This window comes from Paenibacillus pinistramenti (assembly GCF_005869875.1).
Lineage (GTDB): Bacteria > Bacillota > Bacilli > Paenibacillales > Paenibacillaceae > Fontibacillus > Fontibacillus pinistramenti.
This window is the reverse complement of sequence record NZ_VAWG01000011.1, coordinates 78,146-93,673: the sequence shown is the minus strand read 5'-3', so window position 1 is coordinate 93,673 and position 15,528 is coordinate 78,146. Positions and strand designations below refer to the sequence as shown.

Genomic DNA, 15,528 nt, shown 5'->3' with positions numbered 1-15,528 from the left:
CTCGGACCCAATCCGGATGCAGGCTGTATTTATATTCATTACTGGGACAAACGTTGTGCCAGCTGGTAAAGCTCCATATCAAAGTCTTTCTTCGTATGGACTACCTTCTCGATCTCTGTAGCTACCAGATGGCCGTTAATTACGCCGCACGCTTTGTTGGAATCGCCTTCGAGCAGCTTGCGCACCGCGAAATCGCCGAGCCGGCTTGCCAGGTTCCGGTCAAACGGAGTTGGCGAGCCCCCGCGCTGAATGTGTCCGAGAACCGTAACCCGCGGATCAATACTTGGATACCGCTCTTTAAGTGCATCCGCCACATCTTCCCCGCGGCCGACGCCTTCAGCTACAATGACGATACTGTGGCGCTTGCCGTGTTCAAAGTTCTGCTTCATGCGGTCAGCCACTTCATTCAAGTCGTAAGGCACCTCTGGAATAAGAATGGTCTCCGCACCGGAGGCCAGGCCTGCATGCAGGGCAATATCGCCGCAGTGACGACCCATAACTTCAACCACAGAGGAACGTTCGTGGGAGGACATCGTGTCACGCAGTTTATTGATAGCGTCCACAACAACATTTACGGCAGTGTCGAAACCGATGGTAAAGTCTGTAAAAGAAATGTCATTATCAATCGTGCCTGGCAGCCCCATCGTTTTGATGCCCAGAGCGCTCAGCTTGGCAGCTCCCTGATAAGAGCCGTCACCCCCGACTACAACAAGGCCGTCGATTCCGCGCTCACGCAGAATGGCCGCACCTTTCTGCTGGCCTTCAAGGGTTTTGAACTCGAGACAGCGTGCGGACTGCAGAATCGTTCCCCCGCGCTGAATGATATCACCTACACTGCGAATATCCATCGAAAAAATATCGTTATTCAACAACCCCTGGTAACCGCGTTGAATACCGTATACTTCAATTCCGTGGTAAATCGCGCTTCGCACAACGGCGCGTACCGCCGCATTCATTCCCTGGGAATCGCCACCGCTGGTTAACACTGCAATTTTTTTGACTGCTGACATTTCATTTTCCTCCTCAAGTAAAATAAACCTGATCCTTCCGTCCGCAAGCCTGGAGCTGATTCGGATGAAAGGCCGTAACCCGCGGCTTCCATAGTCATAACCAAAGTCTTAACCCAGTCAGACTAAACAAGCGCAGCAAATTCATAAAAATTTTCTGATCCATCTGCTGTTAGCAAAAAAGAACAGCCTGGTAAGCGGGCTTCGGCGCATCAGCCTGCGGGAAACCTGCTTAATTTCGGCATGCTGGCCTACCTTTGGATCGGAAAGGTACAGAGCAAGGAGACCTTCGATAATCATCCTGTGAAAGGATGAGACCGGAAGAGTCTTAATATCCTGTCTGGCCGACGCTGCAATCCATTCGATCCGGTTCAATGTTTCGCTCTCGCTCTCATAATAGCTGCAGAAATTCAAATCCCCTCCGAGCTGATCTTCCGCCTGGTCGATCAAATAATCCAGCAAGATATGTAGACCGCACACATGGGGAAAATACGACCGGTGCACGACTGCAGCCGCAGCATCATCCAGTTCTGGATCACACGCTGCGAGAAACAGCATAAACATGCCCAAGGTTGAGCCGGTTGCTGCTGCAAACTCATTCCATTTCAGATGAGGCGCCCGGTCCCGGTTCTTCTGTCTCCAGGTGAGCAGCGCAGGTTCTCGCAATTCCGGCTTAATATGTTTGTACACCTGCAAATCGATATATAAACCAACCAGATCTACAACATAAGGCTGTGCTGCAGCATATCCAGGCAGCTGTTGAATGCATGACCGGCACTGGTCAACCAATCCCTGCAGGTATCCCCCGTCCTCCTTCTCATTGCGAAGCGCATAATAATCCGCCTGCTCCTGATCGGGGATGACAGCGTCGAGCATGGACTGATGAATGAGGCGAAAGTCATCCGCATCCATCGAAGTGCTGCGATCGCACAGGTTGTCCAGGTAATCGCTGATCGTCTGAAAGGCTACGATCAGCGGAATCAGCACATGCCGCTGAGGCAGATTAGCCGCAGCATACACGCTGCCGCCCTGGCAGTGAAATTCCTTGGTTTGAATGCTGGCCAAAGCCTGCCTGCGCAGTTCTGGGTCGGGAATTATTGATGCTTGCTGTCTTATGCGGTTCAACTCCGTCTTAACGGATGGCAATATAAATTTGTATACTCGGCTCATAAGGCGGAGCGGATCGCCAGGCACTTGATAACGGCTTGCATTTAGTTCAATCAATGGTTTGCCTCCACAACGTTGTTGAATACCGTAACAAAACAATCCTAATTATAATATGCCCTATAAATTTCTACAAATTAACTATATCACAATTGCACTTTATTTGAATTAACGTCTGCCTGCATCCGGTACCAGATGTGCAGGTCATTAATAACGCTGGCGAGATCAGCAATTTCTCCGTTCAGCAGACAGGAAACTCCAAAGTCTTCCTCATCGGCTAACCGGTGAAGCTTGTCTTCAATCACCCGCTCAAGTTCAATAACCCGGGAAGGGATTCGTCCTCTGATCTCCTCCCAAACGGTCACGATTTCTGTGCGCTCCTCCAGCGAGAAGGACTCATACGGTTTGTACAGTTCAGGCAGCTTGATGCCCAGTCTTTCGTTATATCTGAATTCGTGATTGCCCATGATCCGCTTTCGCCCCCATAGGTTAAAATATCTCCTATTATACTAGAGATATCTGCATTTGTTGAGAACCAGTGCAAAAAAGGCACAACCCCAGGGGGCTGTGCCTTTAACATGTGCCGAAACCTAAACTTTATAAGTTATCCGCGCAAAGCGGAGGCCTTCTTATAATTTGATTACGTTAGCGGCTTGAGGGCCACGGTTGCCTTCAGTAATTTCGAATTCAACTTCTTGACCTTCGTCCAAAGTTTTGAATCCATCGCCTTGGATAGCCGAGAAATGTACGAATACGTCTTCTCCACCTTCAACTTGAATGAATCCGTAGCCTTTTTCTGCGTTGAACCATTTAACTGTACCTTTCAAGTGAACAACCTCCTAAAAATATCGTCATCGTGGACGAATAAGAACATTATACCCCATCCTCAATCATAATGCAACGAACGATTTAAAGCGCTTGCTATACTGCTTGAAAGAGCCTGCTTCAGCTTTAGGACAAGCGTTCAGCCCTTGACCCATTTGATTTCCCGCATAGTGTGGGGTATGATTTTACCAAAAAAAGATTTCCAAAAAATGCTCCCTGTTTGGGACGAAAGAAATGGAGCACCGCAAGATGATAAAAAAGCATGAGATTTATAAGAAAGACAAATGGAACATGATGACAGTGGAAATTCAAGGCAAAACGCTTGTTCTGCGTGAAATTTCCGACCAATGGGGGGAAGAATGCCATACTTTTCTCAGCCGCCCTGCCCTTATGAACTGGGTTCACCAGCGGTTTCCGAAAGAAGATTTTGAAGGCCGGGAACAGGAATGGGAAGATTTGATGAAATCCTTCGAGGAGATTTAAGCGGGAGGCAGCGACAGCCCAAATTTATCTGAAGGAGTATTGAATATTATTATGAATTCTTCCGACACTACCGTATTTGTCATTGTGGCCTTTGCGCTGGCGATCGTCGTTCTGCTCAGCAGGAACAGCATCCCGCAGAAATTCAAACGCGGCCTCGCCCTGTTCTCCCTGATCATGGTGATCGCAGCCTTTGTACTTATTATCTACAGTTTTTCCCCCTGAATCTTAACGCCTGAACGGACAGCCGGCAAAATAAATGCAAGCTTCAAGGAACATACTAAGCGGCAAAAAAGGAAAGAGGGCTTTCAGCATGTATACATCAAAAGCTGTCCCTTTATTGCTTGCCTGCTGTCTGGTGACGGCGATGTTCCCTGCTGAAGCGGGCTCCGAAAGCAGCGGATTACAGGATGAAGGGTCATCATATATTCTTCCAAGGAGGGCATCAAACATGAGCACATTGCCTAAACGTTCTGAAGTTGCAGCCGATAATACCTGGAATCTGGCAGATCTTTTTCCCGACCAGAAAGCCTGGGAACAGGCCTATGAAGAGCTGAAGAAAGACTTGAAGAAAGCAGCCGGGTTTGAAGGCAAGCTGGACAGCGCTCCTCAAATCAAAGCGATCTTTGAACTGGAAGATGAACTTGGACTTGCCACCGAGAGACTGTATGTTTATGCCAATCTTCACCACGATGAAGATACCGCCGACCCTACATATCAGGCACTGCTTGAGAAGGCGAAGAAGGTCAGCGTTGAGGTCAGCGAGGCCCTTTCTTTTGTGACGCCTGAAATTCTCTCCCTGCCTGAAGCCGAGCTTGATAAGCTGATTGAGAGCAAGGAGCTTGAGGCCTACCGTTTCACCTTGACTGAGATCAAACGCGAGAAAGCGCATGTGCTGTCTAAAGCCGAAGAAGCCCTGCTTGCGCAGGTAGGCAACCTTTCGCAGGCTCCGCAAAGCATCTTCGGCATGCTTAACAATGCGGATATGAAGTTCCCTAAGATTAAAGACGCAGAGGGCAAGGAAGTTGAACTGACACACGGAAGCTACATTCAGTTCCTGGAGAGCCCTGACCGCGAAGTCCGCCACAATGCCTTCAAGGCTGTGTACGAGACTTACGCCAAGCAAAAGAATACTTTGGCCGCTACGCTGAACGCCAACGTGAATAAGAACATGTTCTACGCCAAAGTCCGCAAATACCCTTCTGTGCTGGAAATGTCCCTCTACGGTGACAACATTCCCGAAGACGTCTACGATAATCTGATCGGCACCATTCATGAAAGCCTGCCGCTTCTGCACCGGTATATGAAGCTGCGCAAGAAGCTGCTTGGAGTCGATGAGCTTCATATGTATGACCTGTTCGCGCCTTTGGTTGAAGAATACAAGTGGGACATCACTTATGACGAAGCGAAGAAGCTGTGTATTGAAGGCTTGAAGCCGCTGGGTGAGGACTACTCTAAAGCGCTCCAGGAAGGCTTTAATAACCGCTGGATTGATGTCTACGAAAATGAAGGCAAACGCACCGGCGCCTACAGCTGGGGCTCCTATGGCACCCATCCTTATGTGCTTCTCAACCACAAGGACAACCTGAACAGCATGTTTACGCTGGCCCATGAGATGGGGCATGCTCTTCATTCTTATTATTCGGACAAAGCGCTGCCTTACCGGGATGCGCAGTATACGATTTTTCTGGCTGAGGTTGCCTCCACGACAAATGAAGCGCTGCTGATGGACTACCTGCTGAAGCATGCCGATGATAAGAAGCAGAAGCTGTACCTGCTTACTTACTACGCCGATCAGTTCCGGACTACTGTATTCCGCCAGACGATGTTTGCCGAGTTCGAGAAAATCGTCCATGAACGTGCGGAAGCCGGAGTCTCCATGACTCCTCAAGAGCTGTCGTCCATTTACTATGACCTGAACAAGAAATACCACGGCAGCGATATGGTCGTGGATCAGGATATTGAAATGGAGTGGGCACGCATCCCGCATTTCTATAGAAGCTTCTACGTGTATAAATACGCGACGGGTTTCTCTGCGGCAACCAGCTTCTCCAAACAGATTCTGGATGAAGGACAGCCGGCGGTCGACCGTTATCTCGGTTTCCTGAAGAGCGGCGGCAGCGACTATTCGATTAACATTCTCAAGAAGGCTGGCGTTGACATGTCCTCGCCGCAGCCAGTCCGCGATGCGATGAGCGTCTTCGAGGACGTCATTTCACAAATGGAGCAGCTCACGAAATAACAGCCCCGCTCCATAGATCTCTAAGTCCCTTGCCCGCCAGGGTAAGGGATTTTATACTGTCTACAGACACTGAGCCTATTTCCGCACCTAAGGAGGTTGATGATTTGAAAAGTCAGTGGTTTCTGATTCTGGCGTTGATCTTTGCTCTGATCACCGCTACGTTCGCTGTAATTAACGTGGAACAGGTGGAAGTTAATTTTCTGTTCACCTCCGTTAAGCTTCCGCTGATTCTGCTCATTCTGGGAAGCGTACTGCTTGGCGGCCTCATTGTGGGAGCGTTCGGCATTTACCGCGGCTTCCGGCAGCAGCGGCAGATTAAACAGCTTAACGCCAAGCTGGCCCGCATTCTGGAGGTTACCGGCTACGACGAGATGGACGCTGCTTCGGGCGGGTCCCCTGAAAATGGATTTTCAGTGAACGCGTCTGCTGGGAGTGATTCCTCGTTGAATGAGTCCTCGGCGCATCCATTCTCTGCAGCCAAGGCTTCTGTCCCATCTAAAGACACAGAGACAGCTCGACACGCTTTTTCCGAGGAGAAAGATGTGAAGGAGAAGCTTTAATCTTTTTTACTAAATCACATAGGAGGCAAGATAGAAATGAATGTGAATGAACAATACGTCATTACTTTTCTGAAGCAGCTGCTCGACACCCCAAGTCCCAGCGGCTACACGCACCATATTATTGAAATGATTGAGCAGGAGGCGGACAAGCTCGGCATTCCGTTTGAGCGCAATGCCAAGGGCGGAGCCATTTTGCGGTTAAAGGGTGCCGACAGTTCAAATCCGCTCTGCCTTAGCGCCCACGTAGATACCCTGGGGGCTATCGTCCGCTCGGTTACCCCGCGCGGCACGCTCGCTATTACTTCGGTCGGCGGTTTCATGATGCAGAGCATCGAGAACGAATACTGCCGGATTCATACCCGCGGCGGGAAAGTTTATACCGGGACCATTATGAGCACGCATCCATCCGTCCATGTGTACAGCGACGCCCGCGAGTTCCCCCGTGTCGAGAAGAACATGGAGGTTCGCATTGACGAGCTCGTGAATAGCAAAGACGATGTGCTGAAGCTGGGGATTCAGAACGGCGACTTTATTTCTTTTGATGCGCGGGCGGTCGTTACGGACAGCGGGTTTGTGAAATCCCGCCATATCGATGACAAGGCCAGCGTCGCCGCCCTTTTCGGTCTGCTTGAAGCGGCATCGTCAGGGAGCTGGAAACCAAGGCGTGAAGTGGTCATGCTGATCTCCAACTATGAGGAGGTTGGCCATGGGGCTGCCTGCATTCCGGAGGGAATCGAGGAAATGATTGCAGTGGATATGGGCTGTATAGGTGAAGACCTCGCCTGCAAGGAAACGGATGTCTCCATCTGCGCCAAGGATTCCAGCGGTCCTTACGATTACCATATGACCAGCAAACTAATTGAACTGGCGAAGCAGGAAAATATCCCGTATGCCGTCGATATTTATCCGCAGTACGGCTCAGATGCTTCGGCGGCCCTTCGTGCCGGCCATAACATCCGCGCAGCATTGATCGGCCCGGGTGTCCATGCCTCTCACGCGATGGAGCGGACCACAAAGCAGGCCGTGATCAATACGGCGCGATTGCTTGGCGCATACGTGAATGCGTAAGGCCTGAGCATATGACTTAGTCCGGTTATATCTCTTGGCGGAGCAGCTGAGGATAACCCGTTAAGCGATTCACTCTTGCACAGCTCCCGGTTATCCAGTATACTTTCTAACAAATCATATCGGATCACGCCAGTGAAGGGCATCCAACCCGGAGGCGTTCTCGCTAAGAGAGAGCTTCCGGTTCTCTGCCGTTCGCTCTCTCCTAAGTTAACCGGCACCGCCCGTTATCGCGGAACCAAAGCGGATCCTGTTGTCAAACAGGGTCAAATTGGGTGGCACCGCGAGTACAAGCGCTCCTCGTCCCATAAGACGAGGGCGCTTTTTGTATTTTCACAAAAAAAGGAGACGGTGTAAATGCTGGACATGAAATGGATTCGGGAACATACGGAGGAAGTACAAGCTGCTGCGGACCACAAGCAGATCGGCCTTTCGGTAGCTGAACTGCTCGAATGGGACGGTCAAAGGCGACAACTTCTGGCCGGAATGGAACGGCTGAGACAGCAGCGAAATGAGATTACGGAGGAGATTCATTCCGCCATGCTTCTAAAGAAACGGGCTGAGGCCGAAGCTCTCAGAAATGAAGCAGCGGACATTAAAGGGGCGCTCCAGGAAGCAGAAATCCGCTTTAATGAGGCCGATGAGAAGTATAAACAGCTGATGCTGCTCGTTCCGAACATCGTATCGAATGATACGCCTATCGGGCGATCGGATGCAGATAATGTAGAGGTCCGGCGCTGGGGAGCTCCCGCTGCCTTTGATTTTGAGCCACTGGATCACGTGATGCTCGGCAGAAACCTGGGCATTTTGGACATTGAACGAGGAGTTAAAGTAGCAGGAAACCGCCATTATTACCTGAAAGGCGACGGCTTCCGCCTGCAGCGGGCGGTTCAGCAGCTGGCGCTTGATGTACTGGAGCGCAAAGGTTTTGATTTCTATGAGGTTCCATTAATGGTCGGCCGGGAGGCAATGGTGAACACCGGGTTTTTCCCGCTGGGTGAGGATCAGACTTACCCTATACAAGGTGAGAGCCGCTTTCTCGTCGGGACATCAGAGGTTCCGCTCATCGGATATTTCAGCGGAGACGTTGTCGATCTGGCAAAAGGGCCGGTCAAGGCCGCTTCGTTATCGGTGTGCTTCCGCAGCGAAGTGGGATCGGCGGGCCGGGACACGGCGGGATTGTACCGAGTCCATCAGTTCTCAAAGGTCGAGCAGGTGGTGCTGTGCCGCAGCGATGACCGCCTCTCGGAGCAGCTGCTTCAGGAGATTACTGTGAGTGCTGAAGAAATTCTTCAGCTGCTGGAACTTCCGTACAAGGTCATGGCGGTATGCACCGGAGACATGTCGCAGAAAACCTATAAGCAGTACGATATCGAAACTTGGATGCCAGGCCGCGCCAGCTACGGGGAAACCCACTCGTCGTCGAATTTGCGCGACTTTCAGGCCCGCCGCTCGAATATCCGGTACCGGGATGAGGACGGCAGCCTAAAATTCTGCCATACGCTGAATAATACAGCGATCGCAGCGCCGCGCATTCTGATCCCGCTGCTGGAAAATCACCAGCAGGAGGACGGTTCGGTATATCTGCCGCAGGCGTTACGGCCCTATATGGGCGGCCGGGACAGACTGGTGCCTGTTTGTAATGATCTTCTTGCCGAAACACGGGAGTAAGGCATACCCGGCAAAACAAAACGGCGGAGCCTGATTCAGGCTCCGCCGTTTGTTTATGTTCAGCCCCGCTGGGCTTCAATCTTCTCTGCCAGTTCGTTCAGATAAGTCCAGCGTTCCATCAGCCGCTCCAGCTCGGCTTCGGCCTCCTGCTGCTGCTGCATCAGCTCCTGCAGCCGGCGGGCATCGCTGGCCGCGCCTTCCATCTCCGACTGAATCCGCTCAAGCTCCTTCTCTGCGGCTTCAACGAGGCCGTCAATCGCTTCATATTCGCGCTGCTCATTATAGCTGAATTTGAGCTTCTCACTTCTGGAGGAAGAAGAATCCTTTCCTCCGCCTGCTGTGCTTTGGCCGTTGCCGCCGCCGTTTTGGCTGCCGGAAGAAACAGCTGTATTTTTAACATGTGGACTGGCTGTCTGGTCTTTCGGCTTGGCGTTTATGCTGCCAACACGTTCCTCGTATTCGCTGTAATTGCCGACATGGACAGCCACGGTGCCTCCGCCTTCAAATGCCATAATTTTATCAACCGTGCGGTCCAGAAAATAGCGGTCATGGGAAACCGTGAACACAGCGCCCGGGAACTCATCCAGATAAGCCTCCAGCACGCTTAACGTCTGGATATCCAGGTCATTCGTTGGCTCGTCGAGCAGCAGCACGTTCGGCGCACCCATCAGCACGCGGAGCAGGTACAGCCGCCGCTTCTCTCCGCCTGACAGCTTGCCGATCGGCGTCCACTGCATCGCTGAAGGGAACAGAAAACGCTCCAGCATCTGCGATGCCGTAATCCGGGAACCGTCGGCCGTTGTCACTACCTCCGCTTCTTCCTTGATGTATTCAATAACCCGCTGCTCGGCCTTCATTTCCTGATGCTCCTGGGTGTAGTACCCCAGCTTAACGGTCTGTCCCAGCTCAATAGATCCGCGGCCGGGCTGCAGGCGTCCGGCAATCAGATTCAGCAGGGTGGACTTGCCGCTGCCGTTCGGCCCGATAATGCCCACGCGGTCCTGCGGCACCGCGGTATAAGTCAAATCCGAAATCAGCGTCCGGCCCTCAACCTCGTAATGAAGTCCGGAGATCTCCAGAATTTTGCGTCCCAGCCTGGACGAGGCGACCGAAATATCCAGCGATGACGAACGCGCCGCCGGCTCCTGCTCCACAAGCTTCTCAAAGCGCTCAATCCGGGCTTTCTGCTTGGTGGACCGGGCTTTTGCCCCCCGTCTGATCCAGGCCAGCTCATTCCGAAGCAGGTTCTGCCGCTTCTGCTCCGCCGAAGCTTCTCTTTCCTCGCGTTCAGCCTTCAGCTCCAGGAACCGGCTGTAATTCGCTTCATAGCGGTACAGCCTGCCCTGATCCAGCTCCAGCATGACGTCGCATACCCGGTCAAGGAAATAGCGGTCATGGGTAATCATCAGCAGCGCGCCGCGGCGCTTCTGCAAATACTGCTCCAGCCAGGCCACCGAGTCGTTGTCGATGTGGTTCGTAGGCTCGTCCAGGATCAGCAGCTCGGAGGGCTGAATAAGCGCCGAAGCCAAAGCGACGCGCTTGCGCTGCCCGCCGGAGAGCTCTCCCATTTTTCGAGTAAAATCCTTAATGCCCAGCTTGGACAAGACGCTCTTTGCTTCACTCTCCAGCTGCCAGGCCTGCAGACGGTCCAGCTCCTGGCCAAGCCGTGCCAGCTTCTCCTGCAAAGCGCCATTTTCCCCGCCCTGCTCCAGCTGTCTTAACGTCTCCATATATTCATAAACGCTGCGCAGCTCTTCGCTCTCGCCCCGGAAAACCTGCTGCAGGACCGTCATATCCGGGTCAAAGTCGGGATTTTGAGCCAAATACCGGATGCGGACGCCGTTGTTAACGGCTACCTTGCCTTCGTCCGGACTGTCCAGTCCGGCAATCACCCGCAAAAAGGTGGACTTGCCCGTGCCGTTTACGCCGACAAGCCCGATTTTATCCTGATCTTCCATCCCGAAGGAAGCACGCTCGAATAATACTTTCTCACCATAGCTTTTGGACAGCTCTTCCGCCGTTAATATGTTCATTTGTTCTCCTTGCCTTCCCGCCACAGATCGTTATTTTAAACAGCCGCGCATGAATAAACGGCTTGCAAACTGAATGTTCATTTTAAGGTCTTGATCCGAATAGTCTGGATTAAATAAAATATCCATTTTGAGCTCATTTAGAATGCCGATGTAGGCTTTGGCATGCAGCCGCTCTTCCGGAATGCCCGCCTTCTCAAGCACTTCGGTCAACATCGTATTGTACTCCTTTAAAAAAATCTCCATGCTCCGCATGAGCTCCGGATCGCTGTTCGGCACCCGAAAGAAGAGGTTTGTCCGGTTCTTCCGCTCATAATAATAGGTCAGGTGATGAACAGCAATAAACCGGAGGCACTCTTCCAGCGATCCGCACTTCCGGAGCCCTTCCCGCAGGTTATCCAGAAACAGGTCAAAATCCCGCTTGGAAACCGCCGTGAACAGCTTCTCTTTACTGTTAAAATACAGATAAACCGTGCCTTTGGCGATTCCGGCCTTCTCGGCGATGTCCGATATTTTGGTTTCATAGAAACCGTGGGTGCCAAACAGCTCAAAGGCCGCATCTAAAATCGCCTCATATTTCTCCGCCTGAAGCTCCCTCATTCCGTCCTCCCTAAAGATTACTGATCCTATAACAGATTATTGTTCCTATAAAATCTAACGATTAACGATTAACGTCTAACGTCTAACGTCTAAATCTGTGCAGCGTGTGCGCAGGCCGTAATGCTTCAAAAAAAGCCAGGCCGGGTCAGGAGCCCAAGCTCCAGCCCAGCCACAAGGCAATCAGCCCGCCTGCAACAGAGCTGATCAAGTTCACCGCATCATTGGTCATCCACCGCCAGCCCCGAGCCCGCTCCGTCAGCTGACCGCAGTGCTGCTTCACTTCCACCAGCTGACCGCATACCCGGCAGCGGTACATCTTCTGCACCGTGGCGCCGAGCACGGAATCGGCTAATGCCCCGGCAAATCCGCCGGCGCTTCCCAGCAGAAGCAGCCCCGGCAGCGACACAGCGCCTGCGCCTATGGCGGTGACTGTGTCTGTGGCTGCACTGATACTGGCGCCTTGACTGCCGCCGGCACCGCCGCCAAGCTGCAGGAGCAGCCAGGCGGACAGCCCGATGCAGCAGCCGGCGGCCAAAGCAGCGCAGCTGCCCAGCAGCGAAACGCCGCCCGACGTGCCCTTCGGCACTACTCTGCCGGTCAGCACAAAGCGGGGCGGCTTTCGGCTCAGACTGCCCAGCTCGGTAGCCCACGTATCCGAATTGACGGTGGCCATAATACCTATATACGCATAGATCCACAAAGGATCTGGTGCGATGACGTATCCCAGACAAACAAGCATGCCAAGCCCGCCGTTTGCAAAGACCTGCCCGGCATCCCTGCGGCCGGTTTTGGCATAGGATTGCTCCAGCTCGTGCTTACGTTCCTTCTTCCATCTGGAGAGCAGGGTTGAGCTAATGAAAAAGACAAGCAGGAGGCCGAACCAAAACGCGCTGCCTGCCCCGTAAAAAATCGTTCCCATGATGACAGCCGACATCATCCCGGATAACGATAACGAACCCTTTAAATAGGCCAGGCCGGCAATGGCAGCCGCTCCGGCAAATCCGATCAGCCAGTGAAGCACGGATCAGCTTTCCCGGGTGCCGATGACACAGGAACCGAGAATTTCCCCGTCCCAGGCCAGTTCAAGCTTATCGCCGGTTTTGACCGGTCCCACTCCCTCAGGCGTGCCGGTAAAGATCAGATCTCCTTCTCCGAGCCCGTAGTTCTCCGCGATATAATCGACAATCTTTTGCAGGGAGAAGATCATATTCTTCACATTGCCGCGCTGAACCTCGTCCCCATTCAGCAGAAGGGTGAAGTCTTTACTCTCCAGCTGCTCCTGATCCGGAAGTGCGAAGTAGGAAGTAACCGGAGCCGAGCTCTGGAAGCCTTTCGCCGCCGTCCACGGATGGCCTTTCTTCTTCAAAATGTTCTGGACATCCCGCAGTGTAAAATCAATCCCCAGCGCCGCTGTATCCACCAATTCCTGTACAGCCATGCCCTTCTCATAGGCACGTCCGATCCGGATCACCAGCTCGGCCTCGTAATGGATCTCACCCTTGTCAGCCGGCATAATCAGCGTCTGTCCGTCCGCTTTGACTACCGCATGGCTAGGTTTGAGGAAGATCATCGGTTCGGAAGGAACATCGTTGCCCAGTTCCTCCGCATGCAACTTGTAATTCCTTCCAACGCAGTACACATTTCGAATCATAAACTTATCTGCCTCCCAGTCTCCACCATTTGACTTTTGTTTTGATCGCCTGCGGTTCAATGAAGGTTTCACGGAACACGGCGGGTTTGTTCGTGCAAATTATAATTTTCCGGTCCAGGGCAGCCAGCCTGAGCATCGATTGGGGACGGTCAACCGTCCAGGCGATGATCTTGACCCCCTTCTTCTCTGCTTCATCGACAAGCCGGGCATCAATCTTCCTGTGCGCCATGGACAGGAAATTGCATCCCATATCTTTGAGCTTCTTCAGCAGCTCCGGCGTCTTCCGCCCTGCGATCAGACCGGTTTGAATCCCTGCATCCTCTTCCCTGACTTTGCCGATTGAGGCAGTATCAAATGAAGTCAGCACTACGTCCTGCTCCATCCTGCGGCCTCTTACAGCCTGAACGATCTTCCGCTCTAGTCCGGGATACATTCCGCCCTGCGTTTTTATTTCGAGATCCAGCTTCAATCTTCCTTTAACGGTGTCAAGAAGCTCATCCAGCGTCAAAATTCGTTCTCCCGCGTAAAAAGGGGATTTCCAGCTTCCGGCATCCAGCTTCTTCAGCTGGTCAAGCGTCTTCTCTCTGACCAATCCCCGTCCATTCGTGGTCCGGTTAACCGAAAAATCATGAATAATGACAGGAACCCCATCCTTGGACATCTGCACATCAACTTCCATCCAGGTTACGCATGGCTCTTCCATGGCCATCCGCACCGCTGCCATCGTATTCTCAGGCGCTATCCCGGAATAGCCTCTGTGGGCGGCACAAAAACGGTTCATTTCAAACCGCTCCTTTCCTTCAAGGACGGCGACTTCAAACGATTCTCCTCCAATAACGTCACCTGTTACCTATTATTCTTTATGTTCTTCATTAACCATTCTTCAGGTCTGGTAAAAGAATTGTTTAAGGATTCGCAGCAGCCGCCGCATTCCCTGCCTTGTCAACGGTTACCCCCGGAGACAGGGATTGAATCTCCTGCAGCAGTTTGGCTCCGGCTGCGGCATCCATCGGGACGGGCTGAGCCAGTTCTGCGTCGTAAGGAACCAGCTTCATGCTGCAGCTGCCCGTTTTCGTACAGCGAACCTCAAACAGCGCAGTTTCCCAGGTCTTGGCGGCAGAAGAACGGGTAAAGATAAAGTTGCCTGTGCTGTAAGCAATCCACTTCCCTTTATATTGCTCCAAACCCTGAAGCACATGCGGATGGCCGCCGATCACCAGATCGGCGCCCGCATCAATCAATCCATGGGCGAGCGACTGCTGGGTATCATCATACTGCTGCACGCGTTCCTTCCCCCAGTGCGTCACCACAATGACCACATCCGCCTTCTGCCGGGCCGCCTTGACTGCGGCATAAGCCCGTGACGGATCATACACGCTTGCAATGCCCGGGTGCCCGGCTCCGGCAGCCCAATCAGATTTCGGCAGCACACGGCTGAAGCCGAACAAGGCAATTTTAATGCCTTTCTTCTCCACATAATAAGGAGCATAGGCCTGATCGTCATCACTTCCGGCTCCAACGGAAGCAATACCGGCCGATTTTAAATGATCGAGCGTATCCAGCAGTCCTTCTTCACCCTGGTCAAGAGTATGGTTGTTGGCCAGATTGACGGCATCCACCCCGGCTGCGGCCATAGCCTCAAGAGCCTTCGGCGAAGATTTGAACACATACTGCTTATCCGCAGCACCTACTCCGCCGTCCGTTACCGGCGTCTCCAGATTCAGGACCGTCAGATCATCCTGCTGGAACAAACTGCTGACATACTGGAACGGAAAATCATAGCCTTCGGTGCCCAGCTTATCTGCCACCTTGCCGGAGAATAACGTGTCGCCCCCGAAATGAAGCACCAGCGAGCCGCCTGCATCCTCAGGCGAAGCTGAAGCCGCGTCACCTTGTGAACCGGACTGGTTCCCTTCAGCGCCGGCGGAAGCATTTGCCGTCCCGTCTGCTGACGCTGCAGCAGCATTCCCTGCTCCTCCCTGCTGCAAGGAAGCCGCCGGGGCATCCGCTTCACTGCCTGCAGCTGATGGAGCCGCCTGCTGCGAATCCTCGGAAGCCGTACCGGCACTGCTTGCGGAGCTTTCGGCTGACGGCGCTTCACTGCCTCCTGCAGCATTGGAAGATTCAGCCTGCGGCTGCCCCAAATCGGAAGCCGCATTATTATCGGAATTATAATACACATAAAGGCCAACCAAACAAACCGCGACAATGAGCATTAAGTTTATAATCATCC

At 52.7% G+C, this 15,528-nt stretch carries 16 protein-coding genes; 6 read left to right on the top strand and 10 right to left on the bottom strand.

Going from position 1 to position 15,528, the window contains the following annotated elements:
• Window positions 1-38: 38 nt before the first annotated feature.
• From pfkA to FCN15_RS13560, 4 genes are all read right to left on the bottom strand, one after another.
• Window positions 39-1,010: a 6-phosphofructokinase gene (pfkA, locus tag FCN15_RS13575; RefSeq protein WP_138495532.1), complete on the bottom strand. Its 972-nt coding sequence runs from the start codon at window positions 1,008-1,010 to the stop codon at window positions 39-41.
• 141 nt (window positions 1,011-1,151) lie between these two features.
• Complete coding sequence (locus FCN15_RS13570; protein WP_420819576.1) at window positions 1,152-2,231, bottom strand: tetraprenyl-beta-curcumene synthase family protein; 1,080 nt, start codon at window positions 2,229-2,231, stop codon at window positions 1,152-1,154.
• A gap of 86 nt (window positions 2,232-2,317) precedes the next feature.
• Complete coding sequence (locus tag FCN15_RS13565; RefSeq protein WP_138495531.1) at window positions 2,318-2,638, bottom strand: hypothetical protein; 321 nt, start codon at window positions 2,636-2,638, stop codon at window positions 2,318-2,320.
• A 162-nt stretch (window positions 2,639-2,800) separates the two neighbouring features.
• Window positions 2,801-2,998, bottom strand: coding sequence for a cold shock domain-containing protein (locus FCN15_RS13560; protein WP_068694440.1), 198 nt, complete (start codon window positions 2,996-2,998; stop codon window positions 2,801-2,803).
• 247 nt (window positions 2,999-3,245) lie between these two features.
• On the opposite strand from FCN15_RS13560, the gene FCN15_RS13555 reads away from it, so the two are divergent.
• From FCN15_RS13555 to serS, 6 genes are all read left to right on the top strand, one after another.
• The gene (locus FCN15_RS13555) at window positions 3,246-3,479 is read left to right on the top strand and encodes a hypothetical protein (RefSeq protein WP_138495530.1); all 234 of its coding nucleotides are present in this window, start codon (window positions 3,246-3,248) and stop codon (window positions 3,477-3,479) included.
• Between the two features lie 51 nt (window positions 3,480-3,530).
• Window positions 3,531-3,701, top strand: coding sequence for a hypothetical protein (locus tag FCN15_RS19335; protein WP_203232142.1), 171 nt, complete (start codon window positions 3,531-3,533; stop codon window positions 3,699-3,701).
• A gap of 226 nt (window positions 3,702-3,927) precedes the next feature.
• Window positions 3,928-5,718 (top strand): oligoendopeptidase F, encoded by a 1,791-nt coding sequence (gene pepF, locus FCN15_RS13550; protein WP_138495529.1) that lies wholly within the window; start codon window positions 3,928-3,930, stop codon window positions 5,716-5,718.
• 104 nt (window positions 5,719-5,822) lie between these two features.
• Window positions 5,823-6,278 carry a lipopolysaccharide assembly protein LapA domain-containing protein gene (locus FCN15_RS19660; protein ID WP_138495528.1) on the top strand — a complete coding sequence of 152 codons (456 nt, stop codon included), beginning with the start codon at window positions 5,823-5,825 and terminating at the stop codon, window positions 6,276-6,278.
• Window positions 6,279-6,314: 36 nt separating this feature from the next.
• Window positions 6,315-7,346, top strand: a complete 1,032-nt coding sequence (locus tag FCN15_RS13540) for a M42 family metallopeptidase (protein ID WP_420819575.1) — start codon at window positions 6,315-6,317, stop codon at window positions 7,344-7,346.
• A gap of 354 nt (window positions 7,347-7,700) precedes the next feature.
• Window positions 7,701-9,014, top strand: coding sequence for a serine--tRNA ligase (gene serS, locus FCN15_RS13535; RefSeq protein ID WP_138495526.1), 1,314 nt, complete (start codon window positions 7,701-7,703; stop codon window positions 9,012-9,014).
• A 59-nt stretch (window positions 9,015-9,073) separates the two neighbouring features.
• Here serS and FCN15_RS13530 read toward each other — a convergent pair whose 3' ends face one another.
• The 6 genes from FCN15_RS13530 to FCN15_RS13505 all read right to left on the bottom strand — a co-directional run bounded on the left by FCN15_RS13530 (window position 9,074) and on the right by FCN15_RS13505 (window position 15,526).
• A complete protein-coding gene (locus FCN15_RS13530) occupies window positions 9,074-11,047 on the bottom strand; it encodes an ABC-F family ATP-binding cassette domain-containing protein (RefSeq protein WP_138495525.1) in 1,974 nt (657 codons plus the stop codon).
• Window positions 11,048-11,077: 30 nt separating this feature from the next.
• Entirely contained in the window at window positions 11,078-11,644 is a 567-nt protein-coding gene (locus FCN15_RS13525; RefSeq protein WP_138495524.1) for a TetR/AcrR family transcriptional regulator, read from the bottom strand.
• A 145-nt stretch (window positions 11,645-11,789) separates the two neighbouring features.
• The gene (locus tag FCN15_RS13520) at window positions 11,790-12,665 is read right to left on the bottom strand and encodes a DUF92 domain-containing protein (RefSeq protein ID WP_138495523.1); all 876 of its coding nucleotides are present in this window, start codon (window positions 12,663-12,665) and stop codon (window positions 11,790-11,792) included.
• 3 nt (window positions 12,666-12,668) lie between these two features.
• A complete protein-coding gene (locus FCN15_RS13515) occupies window positions 12,669-13,295 on the bottom strand; it encodes a fumarylacetoacetate hydrolase family protein (protein ID WP_138495522.1) in 627 nt (208 codons plus the stop codon).
• A 4-nt stretch (window positions 13,296-13,299) separates the two neighbouring features.
• Window positions 13,300-14,076, bottom strand: a complete 777-nt coding sequence (locus FCN15_RS13510; RefSeq protein ID WP_138495521.1) for a glycerophosphodiester phosphodiesterase — start codon at window positions 14,074-14,076, stop codon at window positions 13,300-13,302.
• Window positions 14,077-14,200: 124 nt separating this feature from the next.
• Entirely contained in the window at window positions 14,201-15,526 is a 1,326-nt protein-coding gene (locus tag FCN15_RS13505) for a CapA family protein (RefSeq protein ID WP_238996684.1), read from the bottom strand.
• Window positions 15,527-15,528 lie beyond the last annotated feature (2 nt).